Genomic DNA, 17,233 nt, shown 5'->3' on the forward strand with positions numbered 1-17,233 from the left:
GCCGCTCCTTTTCTATACTAAAGTTATCTAATGAGCATAAAGGAGTTGTTTTAATTTGGGTAACACAATACTACAAGTAACCAATTTGCACAAGGAATACATCGGTGAGATCACCTATAAAGCGTTAAACGGTATCGATTTTCAGCTACAGCAACAGGAATTTGTAGCTGTCATGGGACCTTCAGGTAGTGGGAAAACAACATTTTTAAATAGTGTATCCACTATTGATCGTCCTACCGCTGGCGATATCTTCATAAACAATCATAATCCTTACGCATTAAATGATGAGGAGCTCGCCAAATTTAGACGCTCTGAACTAGGTTTTGTATTTCAGGATTTTAATCTTGTGCATACATTAACAGTGAAAGAAAATATTTTATTGCCATTAACATTAGATAGCATACCTGCTTCAAAAATGCTTCAACGTTTAAAGGATGTCGCTCAATTTCTTGGTATCGAGGAACTATTGTCGAAACGTATTTATGAAATTTCAGGTGGACAAAAACAACGAGTAGCTATCGCTCGTGCCGTTATACATGGGCCAAGTTTATTGTTAGCAGACGAGCCTACTGGAAACTTGGATTCAAAGGCTGTCAATGATGTCATGAACTTATTTTCCTCAATTAATCAAGAGCTTGATACGGCTATTCTCATGGTGACACATGATCCTTATGTAGCAAGCTTTGCCAATCGCATTATTTTTATTAAAGATGGGAAATTATATAACGAAATACATCGAGGCAACAACCGTAAGCATTTTTATCAGGAAATTATGGACACGCTTGCTTTTCTAGGTGGTGGACAGCATGAGCTTTAATCATATTGTGATTCAAAATATTTTACGTGACAAATGGACGTATGTTTCTTACTTCTTGAGTAGTATGTTTTCTATTATTATTTTCTTTCTATTTTCTGTTATCGTCTTTCATCCAAATCTGAAAAGCCTAGATCCAAACTCTACACTTGGAATTTCTTTAATGCTAGCTAGTATGCTCGTTTATTTATTCTCTTTTATTTACATTACCTATTCAATCACAGCATTTTTACGTAAGAAGACCAAGACCTTAGGAATATTTATGATTACTGGGGCTTCCATGAAGCAGATTCGTAAGCTGGGCTTCCGTGAAAATCTGTTGATTGGCATTTTAGCTATTCTGGCGGCTATCGTTCTCGGCCTTGTTATTACACCTCTTTTCTTAATGGGTGCAAAAGTCATTTTAAAGGCAGAAACATTTGGTATGTACATCCCTCTTCAAGCAATCAGCATAACCATAGGATTATTTCTGATTTTATTTGTTGTAATATCGACAGTTGTTACGAGGTTCATTAATAAAGAAGCGTCTATCCAACTTTTAAAAAGCGATACAGTTATCGAGAAATCTATTAAGCCTCATTATGTGTTATTAATACTAAGTATTTTGATGTCTGCCACTTTAGCTTACTTGCTAAAAATCGAGCATTCCATTGTAGACACTTTAAGTGTCCTTTATTATCTGTTATTTTTTATTAGCATTCTTAGTACGATTTATTTAGTTATTACACAAGGATTTCGTTTGTTTTTAAAAATATATGAAAAGTCTCCTGCCTATCTTCAAAAAACAAATATGCTTTTGGCGTCCAATTTAAATGCAAAAATGAAATCACATGCAAATATGCTGTTTCTAATTACTATCCTATTAAGCGGTGTCTTTCTATGTACAAGTATTTTATTTAGCTCTTATTACAATGTAAAAAAGACTAGTGAAGAAAATTATCCATATAGCTTTCAATATATTGCTGATCCAAAAGCTGATGACAACATGGTAAAGGCTGATCTTGATTATCTTGAAGATACTTTATCAACGGTTCAAGCCCACAAGTATTTTATTGAATTTAAATCAAAGGAAGATCAACGCATTGGCTATATGGCGTTATCGGATTATAACCTGATCCAGCATCAGGACAACAAACTAAGTAAAGATGAATTTATTGCCGTCGCTGGCAGTCGAGATGTAGCGCCTACAACAAACAATGCCAGCGATCTGTATATAAAATCTTTAAAACTAGCCAGCACCCATGAGCAAAATCTGCTATCTACTGGCTTCCAACAAAGTTATTTCATTGTACCTGATGACATTTACAAAACCATTGACTACCCTGTTTATAAAACGTATATCTATGAACTGGAAGATTGGACAGCCCACACAGATTTGGCAAAAATTATTACCAGTGACTTACCCTCTTTACCTGGAGAACGTTATGTAACATCCAAAATTGATTTATATAACACAGAGATGTTTGTTAAAAGTGTCATGTTCTTTATCGGCTCCATGTTAAGTCTAATTTTCTTAAGTGCAGCCATGAGTATATTGTACTTCTATTTACAAACAACATTACAACAAGAGAAGGAAAAGTATATTGGTATACGTAAGTTAGGACTTTCTAGAAATGAATTAGCTACCATTATCACTAAAGAATTGGCGATTCTTATTTTTGTACCATTCACCATAGCTATTACACTCTTGCTAATTACACTTTTGGCTATACAAACAATGGTTTCTACAGCATTTTTACAAGTTTCCATAGCTAGCTCTTGTTGTTTCTTTGTGCTTTTCCTCATTAGCTATGTATTAATTCGAAAAAGTTATTTTAAACGCTTAGTAAGCTAAAAAATCGCACTCCTTAAGGGGGGCGATTTTTTCATAGTGTTGAAAAACAAACCAATTAATAGAATCTTTATGAAAGGCTTTTAACAAAGTTTTTCAAAAAAAGTGAAGGTGTTAACTACTCATTTTAGTGTGGAGTGTCGTCACTCATCACTTCTCCCCATTGAAAATAAAAGCCCTAATTCAAATAATGGGCTATTTGATCGCTACTGCCGCTAAGGGAAAAACACTTCTGTAGAATGGTTGATTGGATAGAAGCCAGCGTCACTCCTAGGGGATTTAGCGTCGCAGATGAGACCTTGGAGCGAACGTAAGTGAGTGAAGCGGCTCATCGGACGCCCCCTGGAAAGGACACTGGCGGAACGCAAATCAACCTCAGCCTTGTGAAAAGGTCTGTTTCTGCAGATGACATTATCTTTTTTACCAAAGAACGGGCTTTGCTACCATCAGCCATAGCATAATAAGCAATAATACTATATACATCCAGGTTTTACGATGCAACAGTGAAACAAATTGTAGATGATTAAATGCTGGTGTGTTAAAAGTACGCAACGTCGGTTTAAACGCCCTTGCTAGAAATACGATCGATGCAAACATCACGAGGAAGGTTAATACAATCCACGAGGTATTCCAATGATAGCCCGCATGCCACATTAACAAAATACCAGAGGCTACTAGTACATGCCCTGAATGTTTGACCAGCGTAATGGACCCCTTAAAGGCTTCTATATATGGTGGCATGTCATCCATGGAAGCTATGCGCATTTTTTTTACAATGGTTAGCACAACGAACAAAGGCCCAATCGAAAGAATAGCACTTAAAATATGTATATAAAGAAGAAGTGTATAAATGGAAAACATACTGTGTACTCCCCTTTTCATCAGTCCCCTTCATTATAGCATTCAAGCTGAATTTACTTTATCAGCAATTGTGAATCCTTTGTAAACACAGCCTGAATCATTGTTAAATTGTTTGAAAAACGTATAAAGAGGGTATTGTTTATAGTAACATGCACTTATAGAACAAAAAGGAGTGATTTTTATAGGTATTCACCAATTTTTTACAAGCCTTAATGATTTAGAGCGTATTATTCGTTGCCCAGGTCGCTTCAAATTTGAAGAGCACAACGTGGCAGCCCATTCTTGGAAAGTGTCACAATATGCGATGTTTTTCGCAACGTTAGAAGAAATGCACGGTGCAACAGTTGATTGGAAATCTTTATATGAAAAGACAATCAATCATGACTTTGCGGAAGTGTTTATTGGTGACATTAAGACACCAGTAAAACATGCTAGCCCAGAGTTAAAGCAAATGCTCGCACATGTGGAAGAAAAGATGATGGAAAAATTCATTATCAATGAAATCCCTCAAGAATTTCAGGCTATTTTCTTTGAACGGATGAAAGAAGGAAAGGATCAGACTTTAGAGGGTCGGCTACTTGAATTTGCGGATAAACTCGACCAGTTTTATGAGGCTTTCGCAGAATTAAAGCGTGGTAATACTGACAAAGAATTTGTCTATATGTATCAATCAGCCCTTTCAAAACTGTTGGCAATTCCACTTGAAGCGACCGTCCACTATTTCCGCACAGAAATTTTAAAGGATGCAGTAAAGGAAAAAACACATATCGATATTCAAGCATTAACAAATGAAGTATTAACATCAAACTAATAGGGTGCATGTACAAGTTTTCCGATTGAAAAATTCACGGAAGGCTTTTTTTATTTTCCGCAAAAAGTCGTATAATGAGGAGAGATTGAATGGAGGGAAAGTATTGTCACAGGAATGCTCAATTATAGAGGATTTAATACCTCTTTATAAAAAACAACTGCTTCAAGCATCAACAATAGAATTTGTCGAAAAGCATCTAACAACTTGTCAGCAATGTCAGCAGTTTGTAGCCAATTCATCAACTCAGAACGCATACTTACCCATGAAAAGAACAGTATCCTTTTTTCATATCATATTTATTGTATTATCCTTTATGTTTGCCATTAACTCGTCCTTACTTGGCAATCAAAAGGGCTTTGTCATCTCATATGCTCTTTTCGGCTGTCTTTCTTACCTTTTCTATAAAAACATCTGGATTGTTTTTATCATAAGCTCTTTGCCTGTATTCGTTTGGGCTATCATTAATAATCTTAATAATGAGCTCTATATTACAATCTTTTCTTTAACTGAAATAGGGGCGCTTGTGATTGGAGCTGGCTACATCGCACTTTTACATACCATTTTCGCTTTAATTGGCGCAGCTTTTGCCATTCTATTACGTAGGGTTTTTCAATAAACAAAAAAGCACCTTTGAACTTTTTTACCAAAGTTGAGGTGCATTTTGTTTGTTAGGCCTTTTTCACAAATTCTGATTTTAATTTCATGGCACCAAAGCCATCAATTTTACAGTCGATATTATGATCGCCTTCCACTAGACGAATACTTTTTACCTTTGTCCCAATTTTTAAAGTGGAAGAACTGCCCTTCACCTTTAAATCCTTAATAACAGTAACTGAATCGCCGTCAGCTAACAGATTACCATTTGCATCTTTTACAATAAGTGCATCTGATTCCTGTTCAGTTGCGTCCATACTCCATTCATGCGCACATTCTGGACATACATAATTTGCTCCATCCTCATATGTATATTCTGAATGACATTTTGGACAATTTGGATAAGCTGCCATTTTTGCTTCCTCCTTTTATATTTTTACTAGGAAAATCCTCTTTATGCTCCTATCTTTACATAGTCGACCTTATTTAGCAAAGGTTGTTCGTATTTTCCGTTCGCATTTGTGAAAAAAATATGAAACATCAGCACCTTTTTGAAGGTAGTACAAGATGTTTATAACGCTATTTGGAACACTTGCCCATTGACTAATTTGCCATTATCATCTTACTTGCATGTTTATCAATCATGCTTTATTATATCCATAAAGGCTGCATTGTTCGTATAATATTAAGTTTTAACCTTTAAGCTGTAAAAGGGAGTTTTATTATTGGAGTTGGAATGACGGGCCTCACACTACGGTGCATGAGGATAAGCAGGAAAACTTCTGCGAACACCCACTTTGAGGAGTGGTGGTTTAAAACTTTCTATAATAATTACGGCATACGCGGCTTTTTATACATGATTGATACAGCACCTTAGCTATTTAGGTTAAGGTGCTTTTTTATATTCAACCTATTCTCCTCTTCTCCTTATTCAATCACTTCCTAACCATTCATAAAAAGTAAGGACAACCTTCTTGTATTTTGTATAATTCCCTCCCATTTTGCGCATAGATGGAGTAACAAGGGAGGTTATGACATTGAAGAAAATAATTTATCTATTGGTTTTTATTTCACTACTGTTAGTAGCTTGTGGAAAGAGCGCTGAACCAAAGGAAGTGGCAGTCGATCAAAATACGAATGTTGAAGATATTGTAGGCGCGATTGTGAAAAACGAATTCTCTGTTGATGAATCGAAAGACGGTGTTGTCACAATTTCCATTCAAGATACAGATGTAACAGAAGGATCGAAAAGCCAGATGCTAAAGGATTCTACTAAAATTTTCGCTGATTTGTCCAAATTAAAAAATGTGAAGACACCTGCTATTACTTGGTATGCTCCTCTCACTGAACCTGATGGGGACAAAACAATGACCGAGGTTTTGAATATTTATTTTAGTGAAGAGGATTTTCACAAAATAGACTGGGCCAATTATCTACAGGTCGATATCGAGTCTAGCGCTACAAATTATCATGAAGATGAGGCTTTAGAAGATTAATCACATAAAGATACCCCACAGCCTATTGTGGAGTATCTTTTTTTACATATTGTTCTATAGCTTTTTCTAAAAGAGAGTGCTTTATTTTGTAGTGAGTTGCTTGCCAAATTCCTTTCCCACCCTGCAGGATTATTAGTTGAGGAGATTCGTGCTTCACTTGAAGATCACAGGCAATAGCATTTGAAATTACCCGATCCATTTGTACAATGACAAGATATTTAGGCAATTCCGTTTGTAATTCTTTATATTCCTTTAATGCTGAAATACTACTTATACATGTCATGCTAATTTTTAACACAATACAAGGTTTGAACTTCGATTGCTCTAAAACCTCGCACCATTTGTTTAATGTCTTTATTCGTTGCATTTAGTAACCCCCTAAAAAGAGTATATACTACAAGGGGTATTTTAGGTTGCAAAAAAACACGAGACTACATACGTGCTCGTGCTTAAAATTTTCTATTTAAATGCCTTCCGTATTCATGAATACTAGACGCCAGCCATCAGGGTCTTCAATGGTTACCCCTTTCTCAGCCCAATATGGATTTTCAGGCTCAACTTCGGGATATCCCATGAGCGCAAGACGTTCGGCAATATGACGAATGGTATCTCTGTTTGGGATATAAAGTACGAGAAGATTGTCCTTACTTGGTGCTGGACAAGGGCTACCGTCACTATGCTCAGTAAATTCTAAGTGATAACCTGCATCTGGAAGACCAATCATTAAACCATTATAGCCACGATGTTCTGTAAACGAACCAATTTTCTTTAATCCGACACCTTCACAGTAAAATCGTTCTACTTCCTTTAGCTGATCGGTTGGTCTTGCCACACGCACCTGTGCGACTGCTAATTCATTTGTCCATTGCTGTTCCATTGTTATGAAATCCCCTTTTTAGACTATTGTAAAATGAGACCATAACGCTGGAAACAGTCCTAAGTCTGAAGTTATTGGATAAGAGCAACGCTAAAAGAAGCAGCTGTTTTCTCTTTTACTTCCTCTAAAGAAACACCATCTGCTAATTCTATCAGTTGCATGCCCTCTTTCGTAAAATCAAATACAGCCAAATCTGTAATTAATCGATGTACGACACCTTTACCCGTTAGTGGCAGTTCACATTGTTTTTTTATTTTAGATTCACCATTTTTATTCACATGCTCCATGACGACAATCACTCTCTTTGCACCAACGACAAGGTCCATTGCGCCACCCATGCCCTTCACCATTTTCCCCGGAATCATCCAGTTAGCAAGGTCTCCTGTTTCAGATACCTCCATACCTCCTAAGATGGCAAGGTCAATATGTCCACCTCGAATCATTGCAAATGATTCTGCACTGTCAAAGAAGGATGCCCCTGGAACTGCCGTAACTGTTTCTTTACCTGCATTGATTAAATCAGGATCTACTGCATCTTCTACTGGATAAGGACCAATACCGAGAAGTCCGTTTTCGGATTGTAAGAGTACGTCATAATCGGTTGGGATCGCATTCGCCACAAGTGTTGGAATACCTATGCCTAAATTGACATTCATACCGTTGGCTATTTCTTTTACTGCTCGGTTAACAATTTTTTGTCTTGTATCCATCATGCTTCCCCCTTCTTCACCGTTAAACGCTCAATACGCTTCTCGTAATTTTCACCTAATAATACACGTTGTACAAAAACCCCTGGTGTATGAATATGATCAGGATCTAGCTCGCCTACTTCTACAATTTCCTCCACTTCAGCTATTGTAATTTTCCCTGACATAGCAGCTAATGGATTAAAATTGCGTGATGTTTTTCTGTAAACTAAATTTCCTAGCTTATCGGCTTTCCATGCTTTGACCAGCGCAAAGTCAGCAACGATACCTTCTTCCAAAATATATTCTTTGCCATCAAAAACCTTCACTTCTTTTCCTTCAGCAATTGGTGTGCCAACCCCTGTCGCTGTATAAAAACCAGGAATTCCCGCTCCACCTGCACGCAAACGTTCTGCAAGAGTTCCTTGCGGTGTCAACTCTACTTCTAGCTCACCACTTAAAAATTGTTGTTCAAAAATCTTATTTTCTCCTACATAAGAAGCAACCATTTTTTTTATTTGCTTGTTTGCTAATAGTAGACCCAATCCCCAGTCATCTACACCACAGTTGTTACTGACAACGGTTAAATCCTTAGTTCCCTGCTGCACTAATGCTGCGATTGATTTTTCGGGTATACCACATAGCCCGAAGCCACCTACAGCTAATGTATCTCCATCCTTAATATCCACAATCGCCTCTTCAAACGAACTCCATACCTTGCCATTCCCCATCTCGAAACCTCCCTAAATTGCTCGTTTATTAAGGAAAATTCTACATCATTGCTATTTTACAAGTAAAGGAATTAATTAGAATACTACTTATTCCTATATCGAATAAATCTATTTTCACCATTCCTACCTATCATTTCAAGTAACTGTTTTAATGCATAAGATTGATAGGCATTTTTCTTCGTAATAATCCCTAAACGCCACGGCATTTCAAAATCATTTAATGGAATTATTTTCACATTGGTATTTGTTTGCTTAGCTGCAATGGAGTGGGGTAACAATGTAACCCCTAAATTGGAGGATACTAACTCTACAATCAAGTCCCACTGTGAACTTTTATAGCCGATTGTAGGTGTAAAGCCAACACTTTCACAGGATTTAATTATATAGTCGTGAAGCGTGAACTCCTCTGCAAAGATAATGAACGTTTCATTTTCTAAATCTTGTAAAGCTATGGATTCCTGGTGTGCATAGGGGTGAGATTCATTCATAAAGACATAAAACTGGTCTTCTATAAAGGATTGAACAGCAAACTTCCTTTCGTCTACTGGTAATACAACGATGCCCATATCAACATCACCATTTTCAACTAGCATTTCTACCATTTTTGCACCACGTTCGATAAGCGCTAAATGCACTTCAGGATATAGCTGATGAAATCCCCTAGCGATTTCAGGGAAAAATAAAGTTCCAATTAAAGGTGGAATCCCTAATTTGATAGCACCTGTCTTAATATTTAATAAATCGTCTAGCAAAATATGTAGTTCTTGGACAGCCTGCATTATTTTTTGTCCTTGATGATAAACAATACTACCTGCATCAGTAAGTTCTACATTACGCGTTGATCTGTTCAACAATTCAACTTGTAATGATTCTTCTAATTTTTTGATACTTTTGCTTAATGAAGGCTGAGATACAAAGGAATCATGTGCAGCCTTTGTAAAACTCCTATGCTCAACAACAGCCATAAAGGCTTTTAAATCTCTTAATTCCATCACTATCTTCTCCATTTATTCGTATTTGTTATAAAAGCATCTACAAGTACTACCCTTTAGCAATAAATTCTCCATCCTTTCTTTTTAATCCTTTGCAATGTGTTGAACTATAAAATTTAGATATTTTCACCCCTGCCATTATACGTATCTTTTCGACTTTTGGAGAGTTTTTTGAGAGTTATATGACCTACAATCAATTATAAATATTGTCATAATTTATCAAAGATTGGAGATGTAACAGATGTTGAAGCAATTGCTTGAAAATCGAATAGTTAATAGGCATTATTTAGGTCTTACATTTCAGCAACATGTTTATGAATTAAAGAACTGTGAGGAAGTTTTAGGAGTGAAAGCTAAATCGCTACATATTGAGAATCGTCATATTGCTGTTGGCTATATTGCTGATGACAGTATTTTCTTTAAAAGTGCTCATTTCGGAAATACCATGGTCACTTTAACAGATGGAATTCATCAAGCAATTGTTCAGCTATTTGTACAACATTCTGGTGAAATTTGCATTGAAGTGAAACCTTATATTAAACATGCCAACATCGTGCCTGTTTATTTCCGGACAATTCTAGCTGATACTGCCATTGCCATTGACCTAAAAGGCGCATTAAAAAAATTCCTAGTAACTCATCATTATATGATTGAAGCAGATACGATCATGGAAGTTCATTATCAATCCATGCATCCCTATGTGCTCAAGAATTCTTATGCTGGGCATTTTGTTTTAGGGTGTACACCCGATGGTAGACAAGTAACAGGAGCCGAGGAGTATACATTAGCTAACCGTATAGCTAATTTAAAGTTTTCTCACATTATTATTCAGCAACAAGGCATACCAAAATTAATTGCTTTAAATATATTATTAACGTTTGTTATTACGAATAAAATTTTTGTTACTAACGAACTTTCTATGTAACTAATTGGATAGAGGATTTTACGATGTTATTTTCATTTATTTCATTGATTGTCATCATACTAGTAGCTTTATTTGTTATAAAATCTTTTTCTCTCTATAAAAAGCGGGCAGAAAAGAAAAAATTTTTACAAGAAAGACTTAAAAACCTTCTACTGACAAATATAAGCCAACCTAAATAAAAATTTTTCAAAGAGAAATGACCTTATCTTATTAAGTGCCAACAAAAAATACACCACCTTTATAGTAAAAAATAACTCTAATAAGGTGGTGTATTTTTTAGTGAGCTTTTTCTAATGCTAATTTAATGCCAAATGCAATTAATATTGCACCTGTTAATCCTTCAATTACTGCCTTAGTTGATGGCTTTTTCATAAATGCACTAATTCGATCTAAAAGGTACACGTAGAAGATAAACCATAGCATTGTTAATGCTGTGTAAATTAGACCCATTATTAAAAAAGGAAAAAATGTTCCACTATTTCCATCTACAAATTGAGGGAGAAATGTTAGGAAAAATACTGCGACCTTTGGATTTGTCACATTTGTGAGAAACCCTTGTTTAAAGCAAGATTGGTGGGAATATTTGTGTTCTATACTTCCTACATCGTCTACAACTGGAGATTGTGTTCGAATTGTTCGAAGTGTCCACAAGGTCTTGATTCCTAAATAACATAAATAAACCGCACCAACATATTTTAAAACAGCAAATATATAGGCGGATTTTACAATAATCGCCGAAAGTCCAATAACAGCCGCACAAGTATGAATTAATAAACCGCAACAAGAACCTATGATTGTTTGTAAACCGCCCTTTCTACTTACAGTCAGTGTGTTTTTTGTTGCAATCGCTGTATCAGGGCCAGGTAAAATAATAAGTAAAATGCACATAACTAAGAATACAGATATATTGACCATATTACGCCCACCCTTTCTGTCAGAAAATTATAAAAGTAATTGTAACATACGCCAAGTCCAACAGAAAGATACAAAATTTTTACGTTGACATATAACCATAGGGTGTTATATATTCATAACACCCTATGGTTATATTTTATACAGATTCCTCTGCTAGTGGACTTAATAACGTTGAAAAAGGAGTAATAGAACATGACTGAAAAATTACAGGATATTGTCAAAACAATTACATTAAATGCCCCTATCGAAAAAGTTTGGGAGACTGTCGCAACAGCTGACAAAATAGCTGCTTGGTTTATGCCAAATGATTTTCAACCTATCGAAGGATACGAATTCACTATTCAATCACCGTTCGGCCCATCACCCTGTAAAGTAGAACGTGTAGATGCACCGCACTTTCTACGATTTGCTTGGGATCAAGATGGCTGGTTCGTAACTTTTGAGTTAAAAGAAGTAGGCGAGCATACTGAATTTACTTTAACACATGGTGGCTGGAAGGAAGCTTCACATATTATTCCTAAAGCAAACACTGCTACTGAAGCCGTACGTACTAATATGGATAACGGATGGACAATGATTATTAATCATAAATTAAAAGAGGCTGCTGAATTCTAATGACTGAAGCAGCCATAAAGTATGATGTTTTTCAAGCAATTGCTGATCCCACAAGAAGAAGTGTTTTACAGCTCCTTGCAGCAAGTGACAGACCTATTTCCAATATTTCCGAGCATTTTACGATTAGTCGAACGGCTGTTGTAAAGCATTTAAAAATATTGGAACAGGCGGAGCTAATCTCTGCTCAAAAAAAAGGTCGTGAAAAAATCTATACGTTGCATAGGGAGCGTTTAAAGGAGATTGAAGATTGGCTCCAATACTTTCATTTATTTTGGGATAATAAATTGGCTCAGCTTCAAAGCATGGTTGAAGATCATTAAAGCAGAAAAAGAGCTGTCTTTTTGTCAGACAGCTCCTCATTTAAAAGAGATAAAATAATCCTCCATTAATGACTTCTATTTTAATTTTTGCTTCATATTGCTCCTCTAATGCTTTTCTTTCAATTTCATAACACTCTGGTTTATCCTCTATATCCTCATAAAAATAATCCAACACACGTTGATCACGTTGCCATCGTTTTTGTGCTTCCGTTGCCCAGGAATGGTCATCCTGCTCAATAATTGACTCAATTGTAGCTTTCAATCTTTCCAGTGCTCTGGCAGGCTTAATAATATATTGCACATGAAATACATTTTCTTCAGGTTCTATGTTAAAGTCCGAAGAACAAATCCTTTCATGAAAACCCTCCTTGATGACGCCCGTCAATAAATTAATGCCAAATGAGTAAAGCATTTCTTTTGTACGATCACAGCAATACGAAACTTTAAAGTTAACACCTAACCAGGGCGTTAAAATAACCTGCCCCATATCACGATCCACTTTTTCAAACAACTGAACATAAGCTCCTAGTTCCCTTGTAGCTAAAAATATCTGATTTAAACGTGGAGAGCCGTAATGAATAGCTTCCCCAAATAAATTACCAGCCATTGCTGTTTGATTTGTAATAAAGGTTACTTGGGCTGGGTTTGGTTCGCTATTCGTTGCTTCAACATATTGCCAATAAAATGGCCTATTCATAATTCTTTTATCTATGTCTATCGTTAATTGAACGGTTAGATAATGATTCTCTTCTCCTAAAATTGCACAGTCATTCTCCATAAAAAATTCCTTTAAATAGTGGTGAACTTGCTGTGGATACATAGCTGCACCTCCCTACCTTATACAGATTCTTTAAAGTTTGTTAAAATGGCATCTAAATCGCCAACCACCTTCTCGAACACATCAATTTTTGTATGAAGCAATTCCAAGATTTTCTCTTCAATTGTATGTTCAATGGCAAGATTATAAATATGGACATCATGCTCCTGTCCCAAACGATGGACACGACCAATACGTTGCTCTAGCTTCATTGGATTCCAAGGTAGATCATAGTTGATTACATGATGACAAAATTGAAGATTTATCCCCTCTCCACCTGCCTCGGTAGCGATGAGCACCTGTGCTCTTTCTTTAAATAGGTGCTTCATATAATCTCGTTTACTTTTATTAAACTTACCATTAAATAGCACACTTGATATGCCATTAGAATGTAAATACCATTGTAAATAAATTTGCGTAGCACGATATTCTGTAAAAATAATAACCTTGTCATTTGCTTGTTTAACAATTTCCAATGTCTTTTCCGCCTTTGAATTCACTTCCAAGGTCATTAATTTAGTAATAATTGCTTCAATTTCTTGTGGTTGTACATGATCATCTAGCATATTCGTTAATGTTAATGCCGTAGCTTCCTTGCTACTACACATTTCTTTTTGCAACGTAATTAATGAAAATGACCCTGTGTTTTGAAGGTTGCCAAGCATTTCATAAACTTCTCTTTCTTCGTCCGTAAATGTAATCGGTACAATTTGAACACGACGATTTGTCCAATCAATCCCCGTATCTTCCCTACGATTTCTTACCATTACCTGATTAACCAACTCTTTTAAATAATCATCATGTTCTAAATCATGCTTGCTAGCAGAGAAAGCCGATTGGAAGGCATCATAATTACCAAGATGCCCAGGCTTTAATAAGGAGATTAAATAATACAATTCAAAGATATCATTTTGAATAGGTGTGGCAGTTAATAATAAGCAGAATTTTTTCTTTAAGCCTTGTACAAACTCGTAAATTTGTGTTTTATTATTTTTTAATTTATGTGCCTCATCAATAATTATCATGTCATAATCCTGCTCATAAATGCGCTCTCTATGTGGACTCTTTTTTGCCGTATCCATACTCATAATGAGGACATCATAGCGCTCTATCGGGCAATTTTTTTTATATGCGACGGCAGGAATATGAAATTTTATATTTAACTCTTCAATCCACTGATTAATTAAAGAAGCAGGTGCTAAAATTAATGCTCTTTTCACAAGACCTCGAATAAGGTATTCCTTTAAGATTAAGCCCGCTTCAATTGTTTTACCTAGCCCCACCTCATCAGCTAAAATAGCTTTCCCATTCATACGTTCAATAACTGTTTCGGCTGCTTCTAACTGGTGTTTCAAAGGTTGTAAATTAGGTAAATACTTTGTAGCCTGCAATCCTGTAAAATCAGGAATTAGTTTCATTTTCACAATATCATAGTTCATCTTGTACAATGTCCAGCTATCCCATTTTTCAAGATGATTTAATCGATCGATAAAGCCCTCTTCCCACTCGGACGACCTTTCTATTTTCATGATCATCACCCCATGTCATTTTTTCTAGTTTAGGGTGTCCAAAAAAGGAAAAGCTATGTTATTTCTAGATGAAAAACACCTAATGAAAGTTATTTTTTCATTAGGTATTTGTTAATTCATATATTTACGGAATTGTTTTGGAGATTTTTTCAGCAAATTCTTTAATGATAAATGAGAGTTTCTCAGGTACATTTTAGATTTTTTGAGCTGACGAACATTTTTTTCTCTAATAGATAGACTCTTTATTAAAATGTTTCGCGATATCCATGACAATCATATTCTCTGTATAATTTTCTTATATATACTCCATAATCAGCGTTATGTTTTCTTTTTTATATTGATAGTCCATCAGAAGTATTTCTTCTAAAATATACATCAAGACAAAAAGAAAGGAACACCAATAATATATTAGTGCTCCTAAAATCGATTATTTTAAACTTTCCTGTAATAGCTTACGATTACGTTGTTTGAAAATATCATTATGTGAGGAAACGATACCTCCCTCAGAAGCATCAGGTTGAATATACTTCTTCGCACTATTCACTGCATGAAGTGCATCATGAAAGGCTGCTGCAATTAAATGAATTTTACCATCATGGCTCAAAATATCACCCGCAGCATAAAGGCCTGGGATCGATGATTCACTATTAATCGTACCAGCGATAAAATAATCATTTTTGCGCTCAATGGCTAATGGACTATTATCTAACAATTCTTTATCACGCACATACCCATGACTAATAACAACTTCATCAACAGGAATTTCTGTTACAGTCCCAGTTTCATGATTTGTTAAAGCAATAGCTTTAATCATTCCTGCTTGATCGTCTGCAATCAGCTTAGTAATTTCAGAATTGAAATGGCATTCGATCGAACTATTTGCAAGCTCTGTAATTTGAGCCTCATGTGCAGACAATGTATCTTTTCGATAAGTTAAATAGACCTTGGATGCTACCTCCGTTAATTCTAATGCCCAGTCTACCGCTGTGTTACCACCACCAGAAATAATAACTGCCTTATCTTTAAATTTTTCATAGGATTTAATTGTGTAATTTAAATTAGATACTTCAAAGCGTTCAGCCCCCTCAATTTCAATTTTTTGAGGATTTAGGATGCCACCACCAATAGCAACGATAACTGTTTTGGAATAATGAATATTCCCTGACTCTGCTGCGATGACAAATATACCATCTTCATTTTTAGCAATGGACAGCACTTTTTCATTTGTATAAATAGAAGGATTAAAGGTTAAGGCTTGCTCAACTAATTGTTTAATTAGTTGCCCCCCTGATATAGGCGTTACACCTCCCACATCCCAAATCATTTTCTCTGGATAAACATGAATTTTACCGCCTAGCTGTGGTTGTGATTCAATTAGCTTGGTTTTCATTTCACGTAAACCACAATAAAAGCTTGAATATAAACCCGCTGGCCCACCACCAATAATGGTTACATCATACAATTCTTGTTCTAACAATTCCTAACACACCTTTCATTTGGTCATTACTATCTCAACAATTGGACTAGCTCGTACTGCATAACAGCTCAATCGTAAATGTCTAAATGTAAATATTGCTTTGGAAAATCCTCCTTAACTCCATTATACGATAATGATAATCATTATCAAATAAAATTATAACAAATCATGATATTAATAACAGATGTGGTCACCTTTTATTAATATTTTCATTTATGTAATTAGTAAAAAAATAAATTTATGTATTTGTCCCTAAAAATTTTCATCATTATGCTTTTGCACTATTCATTCTAAAAGCAGATTATACGTTTTACTTACTTTTTGATACACTATTGGAAAAAAGATCGAGGGCACAATGAAAAGAAAAATCTTTATATTACATGAAATCTATGGAGTTAATCATTTTATTGAAGAACAAATACAAATATACAGCGATGAGGACACTGCCGTTTCCCTTATTTCACTTTATCCAGAAGGGCTTTCCTTTCCATATGACCAGGAAAAACAAGCCTATGACTTTTTCTTACAGACAGTTGGCTTTGATGCTCCTCTTGAGTTGCTTTCCCCAAAAATATTGGAGGCTTGTGAAAACTACAACGAGGTAATATTAATTGGATATAGTGTAGGTGCAACTTTAGCCTGGAGATTAACTACACTCCCCCTACACCGTGTTATTTGTGTATATGGCTCACGGATCCGCCAATACCTTGATAACATTCCATCTTGTCCAACTTTGGTTGTTTTACCTAGCCATGAAGATAGCTTTGATATTCAATCATTGAAGGATACTCTTGTAAGCATACCGAATGTTCAAATCAAACAATTTCAAGGCTTACATGGCTTTATGGATGCCTCTAACTCAAACTACTGTCAGTTGAGCCACTCGCAAGCACTCAACGACATTCAATACTTTTTACAAGCTAGCAAGCTATAGGAGGAATA

General features: G+C 35.6%; 20 protein-coding genes and 1 other RNA gene. 10 read left to right on the forward strand and 11 right to left on the reverse strand.

Annotation, left to right across the window (positions count from 1 at the left end; translation table 11 throughout):
* Positions 1-55: 55 nt before the first annotated feature.
* Together ACHZEU_RS11800 and ACHZEU_RS11805 are read left to right on the forward strand one after the other, a co-directional pair.
* Positions 56-817 carry an ABC transporter ATP-binding protein gene (locus tag ACHZEU_RS11800; RefSeq protein ID WP_054549053.1) on the forward strand — a complete coding sequence of 254 codons (762 nt, stop codon included), beginning with the start codon at positions 56-58 and terminating at the stop codon, positions 815-817.
* Complete coding sequence (locus ACHZEU_RS11805) at positions 807-2,648, forward strand: FtsX-like permease family protein (RefSeq protein WP_279493745.1); 1,842 nt, start codon at positions 807-809, stop codon at positions 2,646-2,648. The genes ACHZEU_RS11800 and ACHZEU_RS11805 overlap by 11 nt, the downstream gene beginning before the upstream one ends.
* 417 nt (positions 2,649-3,065) lie before the next feature.
* Here ACHZEU_RS11805 and ACHZEU_RS11810 read toward each other — a convergent pair whose 3' ends face one another.
* On the reverse strand, positions 3,066-3,506 hold the full coding sequence (locus ACHZEU_RS11810) for a hypothetical protein (protein ID WP_112117181.1): 441 nt from the start codon (positions 3,504-3,506) through the stop codon (positions 3,066-3,068).
* Between the two features lie 172 nt (positions 3,507-3,678).
* Between ACHZEU_RS11810 and ACHZEU_RS11815 the strand changes: the two genes are divergently transcribed.
* Positions 3,679-4,317 (forward strand): YfbR-like 5'-deoxynucleotidase, encoded by a 639-nt coding sequence (locus ACHZEU_RS11815; RefSeq protein ID WP_081010946.1) that lies wholly within the window; start codon positions 3,679-3,681, stop codon positions 4,315-4,317.
* A gap of 103 nt (positions 4,318-4,420) precedes the next feature.
* Positions 4,421-4,933, forward strand: a complete 513-nt coding sequence (locus ACHZEU_RS11820) for a zf-HC2 domain-containing protein (RefSeq protein ID WP_259949233.1) — start codon at positions 4,421-4,423, stop codon at positions 4,931-4,933.
* A 52-nt stretch (positions 4,934-4,985) separates the two neighbouring features.
* On the opposite strand, the gene ACHZEU_RS11825 is transcribed toward ACHZEU_RS11820, so the two are convergent.
* Positions 4,986-5,324 (reverse strand): zinc ribbon domain-containing protein YjdM, encoded by a 339-nt coding sequence (locus ACHZEU_RS11825; protein WP_048393229.1) that lies wholly within the window; start codon positions 5,322-5,324, stop codon positions 4,986-4,988.
* Positions 5,325-5,571: 247 nt separating this feature from the next.
* Here ACHZEU_RS11825 and ssrS point away from each other — a divergent pair.
* Together ssrS and ACHZEU_RS11835 are read left to right on the forward strand one after the other, a co-directional pair.
* Positions 5,572-5,764, forward strand: a non-coding RNA gene (gene ssrS, locus ACHZEU_RS11830) — 6S RNA.
* A gap of 178 nt (positions 5,765-5,942) precedes the next feature.
* Positions 5,943-6,407, forward strand: coding sequence for a hypothetical protein (locus tag ACHZEU_RS11835; protein ID WP_259949224.1), 465 nt, complete (start codon positions 5,943-5,945; stop codon positions 6,405-6,407).
* 22 nt (positions 6,408-6,429) lie between these two features.
* Here the strand turns inward: ACHZEU_RS11835 and ytxJ are convergent, their stop codons facing one another.
* The 5 genes from ytxJ to ACHZEU_RS11860 all read right to left on the reverse strand — a co-directional run bounded on the left by ytxJ (position 6,430) and on the right by ACHZEU_RS11860 (position 9,693).
* On the reverse strand, positions 6,430-6,774 hold the full coding sequence (gene ytxJ, locus ACHZEU_RS11840; RefSeq protein ID WP_279493742.1) for a bacillithiol system redox-active protein YtxJ: 345 nt from the start codon (positions 6,772-6,774) through the stop codon (positions 6,430-6,432).
* Between the two features lie 96 nt (positions 6,775-6,870).
* Positions 6,871-7,284 (reverse strand): VOC family protein, encoded by a 414-nt coding sequence (locus ACHZEU_RS11845; RefSeq protein WP_054549048.1) that lies wholly within the window; start codon positions 7,282-7,284, stop codon positions 6,871-6,873.
* 71 nt (positions 7,285-7,355) lie between these two features.
* Positions 7,356-7,997, reverse strand: a complete 642-nt coding sequence (locus ACHZEU_RS11850) for a 3-oxoacid CoA-transferase subunit B (RefSeq protein ID WP_279493741.1) — start codon at positions 7,995-7,997, stop codon at positions 7,356-7,358.
* On the reverse strand, positions 7,994-8,701 hold the full coding sequence (locus tag ACHZEU_RS11855; RefSeq protein ID WP_054549046.1) for a CoA transferase subunit A: 708 nt from the start codon (positions 8,699-8,701) through the stop codon (positions 7,994-7,996). The genes ACHZEU_RS11850 and ACHZEU_RS11855 overlap by 4 nt, the downstream gene beginning before the upstream one ends.
* 83 nt (positions 8,702-8,784) lie before the next feature.
* A complete protein-coding gene (locus ACHZEU_RS11860) occupies positions 8,785-9,693 on the reverse strand; it encodes a LysR family transcriptional regulator (RefSeq protein WP_279493739.1) in 909 nt (302 codons plus the stop codon).
* Positions 9,694-9,934: 241 nt separating this feature from the next.
* Between ACHZEU_RS11860 and ACHZEU_RS11865 the strand changes: the two genes are divergently transcribed.
* Positions 9,935-10,618 (forward strand): hypothetical protein, encoded by a 684-nt coding sequence (locus ACHZEU_RS11865; protein ID WP_054549044.1) that lies wholly within the window; start codon positions 9,935-9,937, stop codon positions 10,616-10,618.
* Positions 10,619-10,894: 276 nt separating this feature from the next.
* Here the strand turns inward: ACHZEU_RS11865 and ACHZEU_RS11870 are convergent, their stop codons facing one another.
* Positions 10,895-11,533, reverse strand: a complete 639-nt coding sequence (locus tag ACHZEU_RS11870; RefSeq protein ID WP_066038411.1) for a LysE family translocator — start codon at positions 11,531-11,533, stop codon at positions 10,895-10,897.
* A gap of 192 nt (positions 11,534-11,725) precedes the next feature.
* Here ACHZEU_RS11870 and ACHZEU_RS11875 point away from each other — a divergent pair, with 192 nt between their 5' ends.
* The gene (locus ACHZEU_RS11875) at positions 11,726-12,148 is read left to right on the forward strand and encodes an SRPBCC domain-containing protein (RefSeq protein ID WP_048393204.1); all 423 of its coding nucleotides are present in this window, start codon (positions 11,726-11,728) and stop codon (positions 12,146-12,148) included.
* Positions 12,148-12,468: a helix-turn-helix transcriptional regulator gene (locus ACHZEU_RS11880; protein WP_048393202.1), complete on the forward strand. Its 321-nt coding sequence runs from the start codon at positions 12,148-12,150 to the stop codon at positions 12,466-12,468. The genes ACHZEU_RS11875 and ACHZEU_RS11880 overlap by 1 nt, the downstream gene beginning before the upstream one ends.
* 40 nt (positions 12,469-12,508) lie before the next feature.
* Here the strand turns inward: ACHZEU_RS11880 and ACHZEU_RS11885 are convergent, their stop codons facing one another.
* From ACHZEU_RS11885 to ACHZEU_RS11895, 3 genes are all read right to left on the reverse strand, one after another.
* Positions 12,509-13,288 carry a YqhG family protein gene (locus tag ACHZEU_RS11885; RefSeq protein ID WP_048393200.1) on the reverse strand — a complete coding sequence of 260 codons (780 nt, stop codon included), beginning with the start codon at positions 13,286-13,288 and terminating at the stop codon, positions 12,509-12,511.
* A 17-nt stretch (positions 13,289-13,305) separates the two neighbouring features.
* Positions 13,306-14,820: a DEAD/DEAH box helicase gene (locus tag ACHZEU_RS11890; protein WP_048393198.1), complete on the reverse strand. Its 1,515-nt coding sequence runs from the start codon at positions 14,818-14,820 to the stop codon at positions 13,306-13,308.
* 421 nt (positions 14,821-15,241) lie between these two features.
* Positions 15,242-16,291: an NAD(P)/FAD-dependent oxidoreductase gene (locus tag ACHZEU_RS11895; protein WP_066038409.1), complete on the reverse strand. Its 1,050-nt coding sequence runs from the start codon at positions 16,289-16,291 to the stop codon at positions 15,242-15,244.
* Between the two features lie 355 nt (positions 16,292-16,646).
* Between ACHZEU_RS11895 and ACHZEU_RS11900 the strand changes: the two genes are divergently transcribed.
* Positions 16,647-17,225, forward strand: a complete 579-nt coding sequence (locus tag ACHZEU_RS11900; protein WP_115673880.1) for a dienelactone hydrolase family protein — start codon at positions 16,647-16,649, stop codon at positions 17,223-17,225.
* The last annotated feature ends 8 nt before the right edge of the window (positions 17,226-17,233 follow it).

Origin of the sequence: Lysinibacillus sp. S1 (assembly GCF_044986265.1) — a bacterium.
GTDB classification, from domain to species: domain Bacteria; phylum Bacillota; class Bacilli; order Bacillales_A; family Planococcaceae; genus Lysinibacillus; species Lysinibacillus capsici.

Excerpts from the sequence above, each read along its gene's own strand:
- ACHZEU_RS11870 (WP_066038411.1), bottom strand. The coding sequence starts at position 11,533 with ATGGTCAATATATCTGTATTCTTAGTTATGTGCATTTTACTTATTATT.
- ACHZEU_RS11855 (WP_054549046.1), bottom strand. The coding sequence starts at position 8,701 with ATGGGGAATGGCAAGGTATGGAGTTCGTTTGAAGAGGCGATTGTGGAT.
- ACHZEU_RS11810 (WP_112117181.1), bottom strand. The coding sequence starts at position 3,506 with ATGTTTTCCATTTATACACTTCTTCTTTATATACATATTTTAAGTGCT.
- ACHZEU_RS11805 (WP_279493745.1), top strand. The coding sequence starts at position 807 with ATGAGCTTTAATCATATTGTGATTCAAAATATTTTACGTGACAAATGG.
- ACHZEU_RS11850 (WP_279493741.1), bottom strand. The coding sequence starts at position 7,997 with ATGATGGATACAAGACAAAAAATTGTTAACCGAGCAGTAAAAGAAATA.
- ACHZEU_RS11900 (WP_115673880.1), top strand. The coding sequence starts at position 16,647 with ATGAAAAGAAAAATCTTTATATTACATGAAATCTATGGAGTTAATCAT.
- ACHZEU_RS11845 (WP_054549048.1), bottom strand. The coding sequence starts at position 7,284 with ATGGAACAGCAATGGACAAATGAATTAGCAGTCGCACAGGTGCGTGTG.
- ACHZEU_RS11835 (WP_259949224.1), top strand. The coding sequence starts at position 5,943 with ATGACATTGAAGAAAATAATTTATCTATTGGTTTTTATTTCACTACTG.
- ACHZEU_RS11880 (WP_048393202.1), top strand. The coding sequence starts at position 12,148 with ATGACTGAAGCAGCCATAAAGTATGATGTTTTTCAAGCAATTGCTGAT.
- ACHZEU_RS11865 (WP_054549044.1), top strand. The coding sequence starts at position 9,935 with ATGTTGAAGCAATTGCTTGAAAATCGAATAGTTAATAGGCATTATTTA.
- ytxJ (WP_279493742.1), bottom strand. The coding sequence starts at position 6,774 with ATGCAACGAATAAAGACATTAAACAAATGGTGCGAGGTTTTAGAGCAA.
- ACHZEU_RS11890 (WP_048393198.1), bottom strand. The coding sequence starts at position 14,820 with ATGATCATGAAAATAGAAAGGTCGTCCGAGTGGGAAGAGGGCTTTATC.
- ACHZEU_RS11860 (WP_279493739.1), bottom strand. The coding sequence starts at position 9,693 with ATGGAATTAAGAGATTTAAAAGCCTTTATGGCTGTTGTTGAGCATAGG.
- ACHZEU_RS11875 (WP_048393204.1), top strand. The coding sequence starts at position 11,726 with ATGACTGAAAAATTACAGGATATTGTCAAAACAATTACATTAAATGCC.
- ACHZEU_RS11885 (WP_048393200.1), bottom strand. The coding sequence starts at position 13,288 with ATGTATCCACAGCAAGTTCACCACTATTTAAAGGAATTTTTTATGGAG.
- ACHZEU_RS11825 (WP_048393229.1), bottom strand. The coding sequence starts at position 5,324 with ATGGCAGCTTATCCAAATTGTCCAAAATGTCATTCAGAATATACATAT.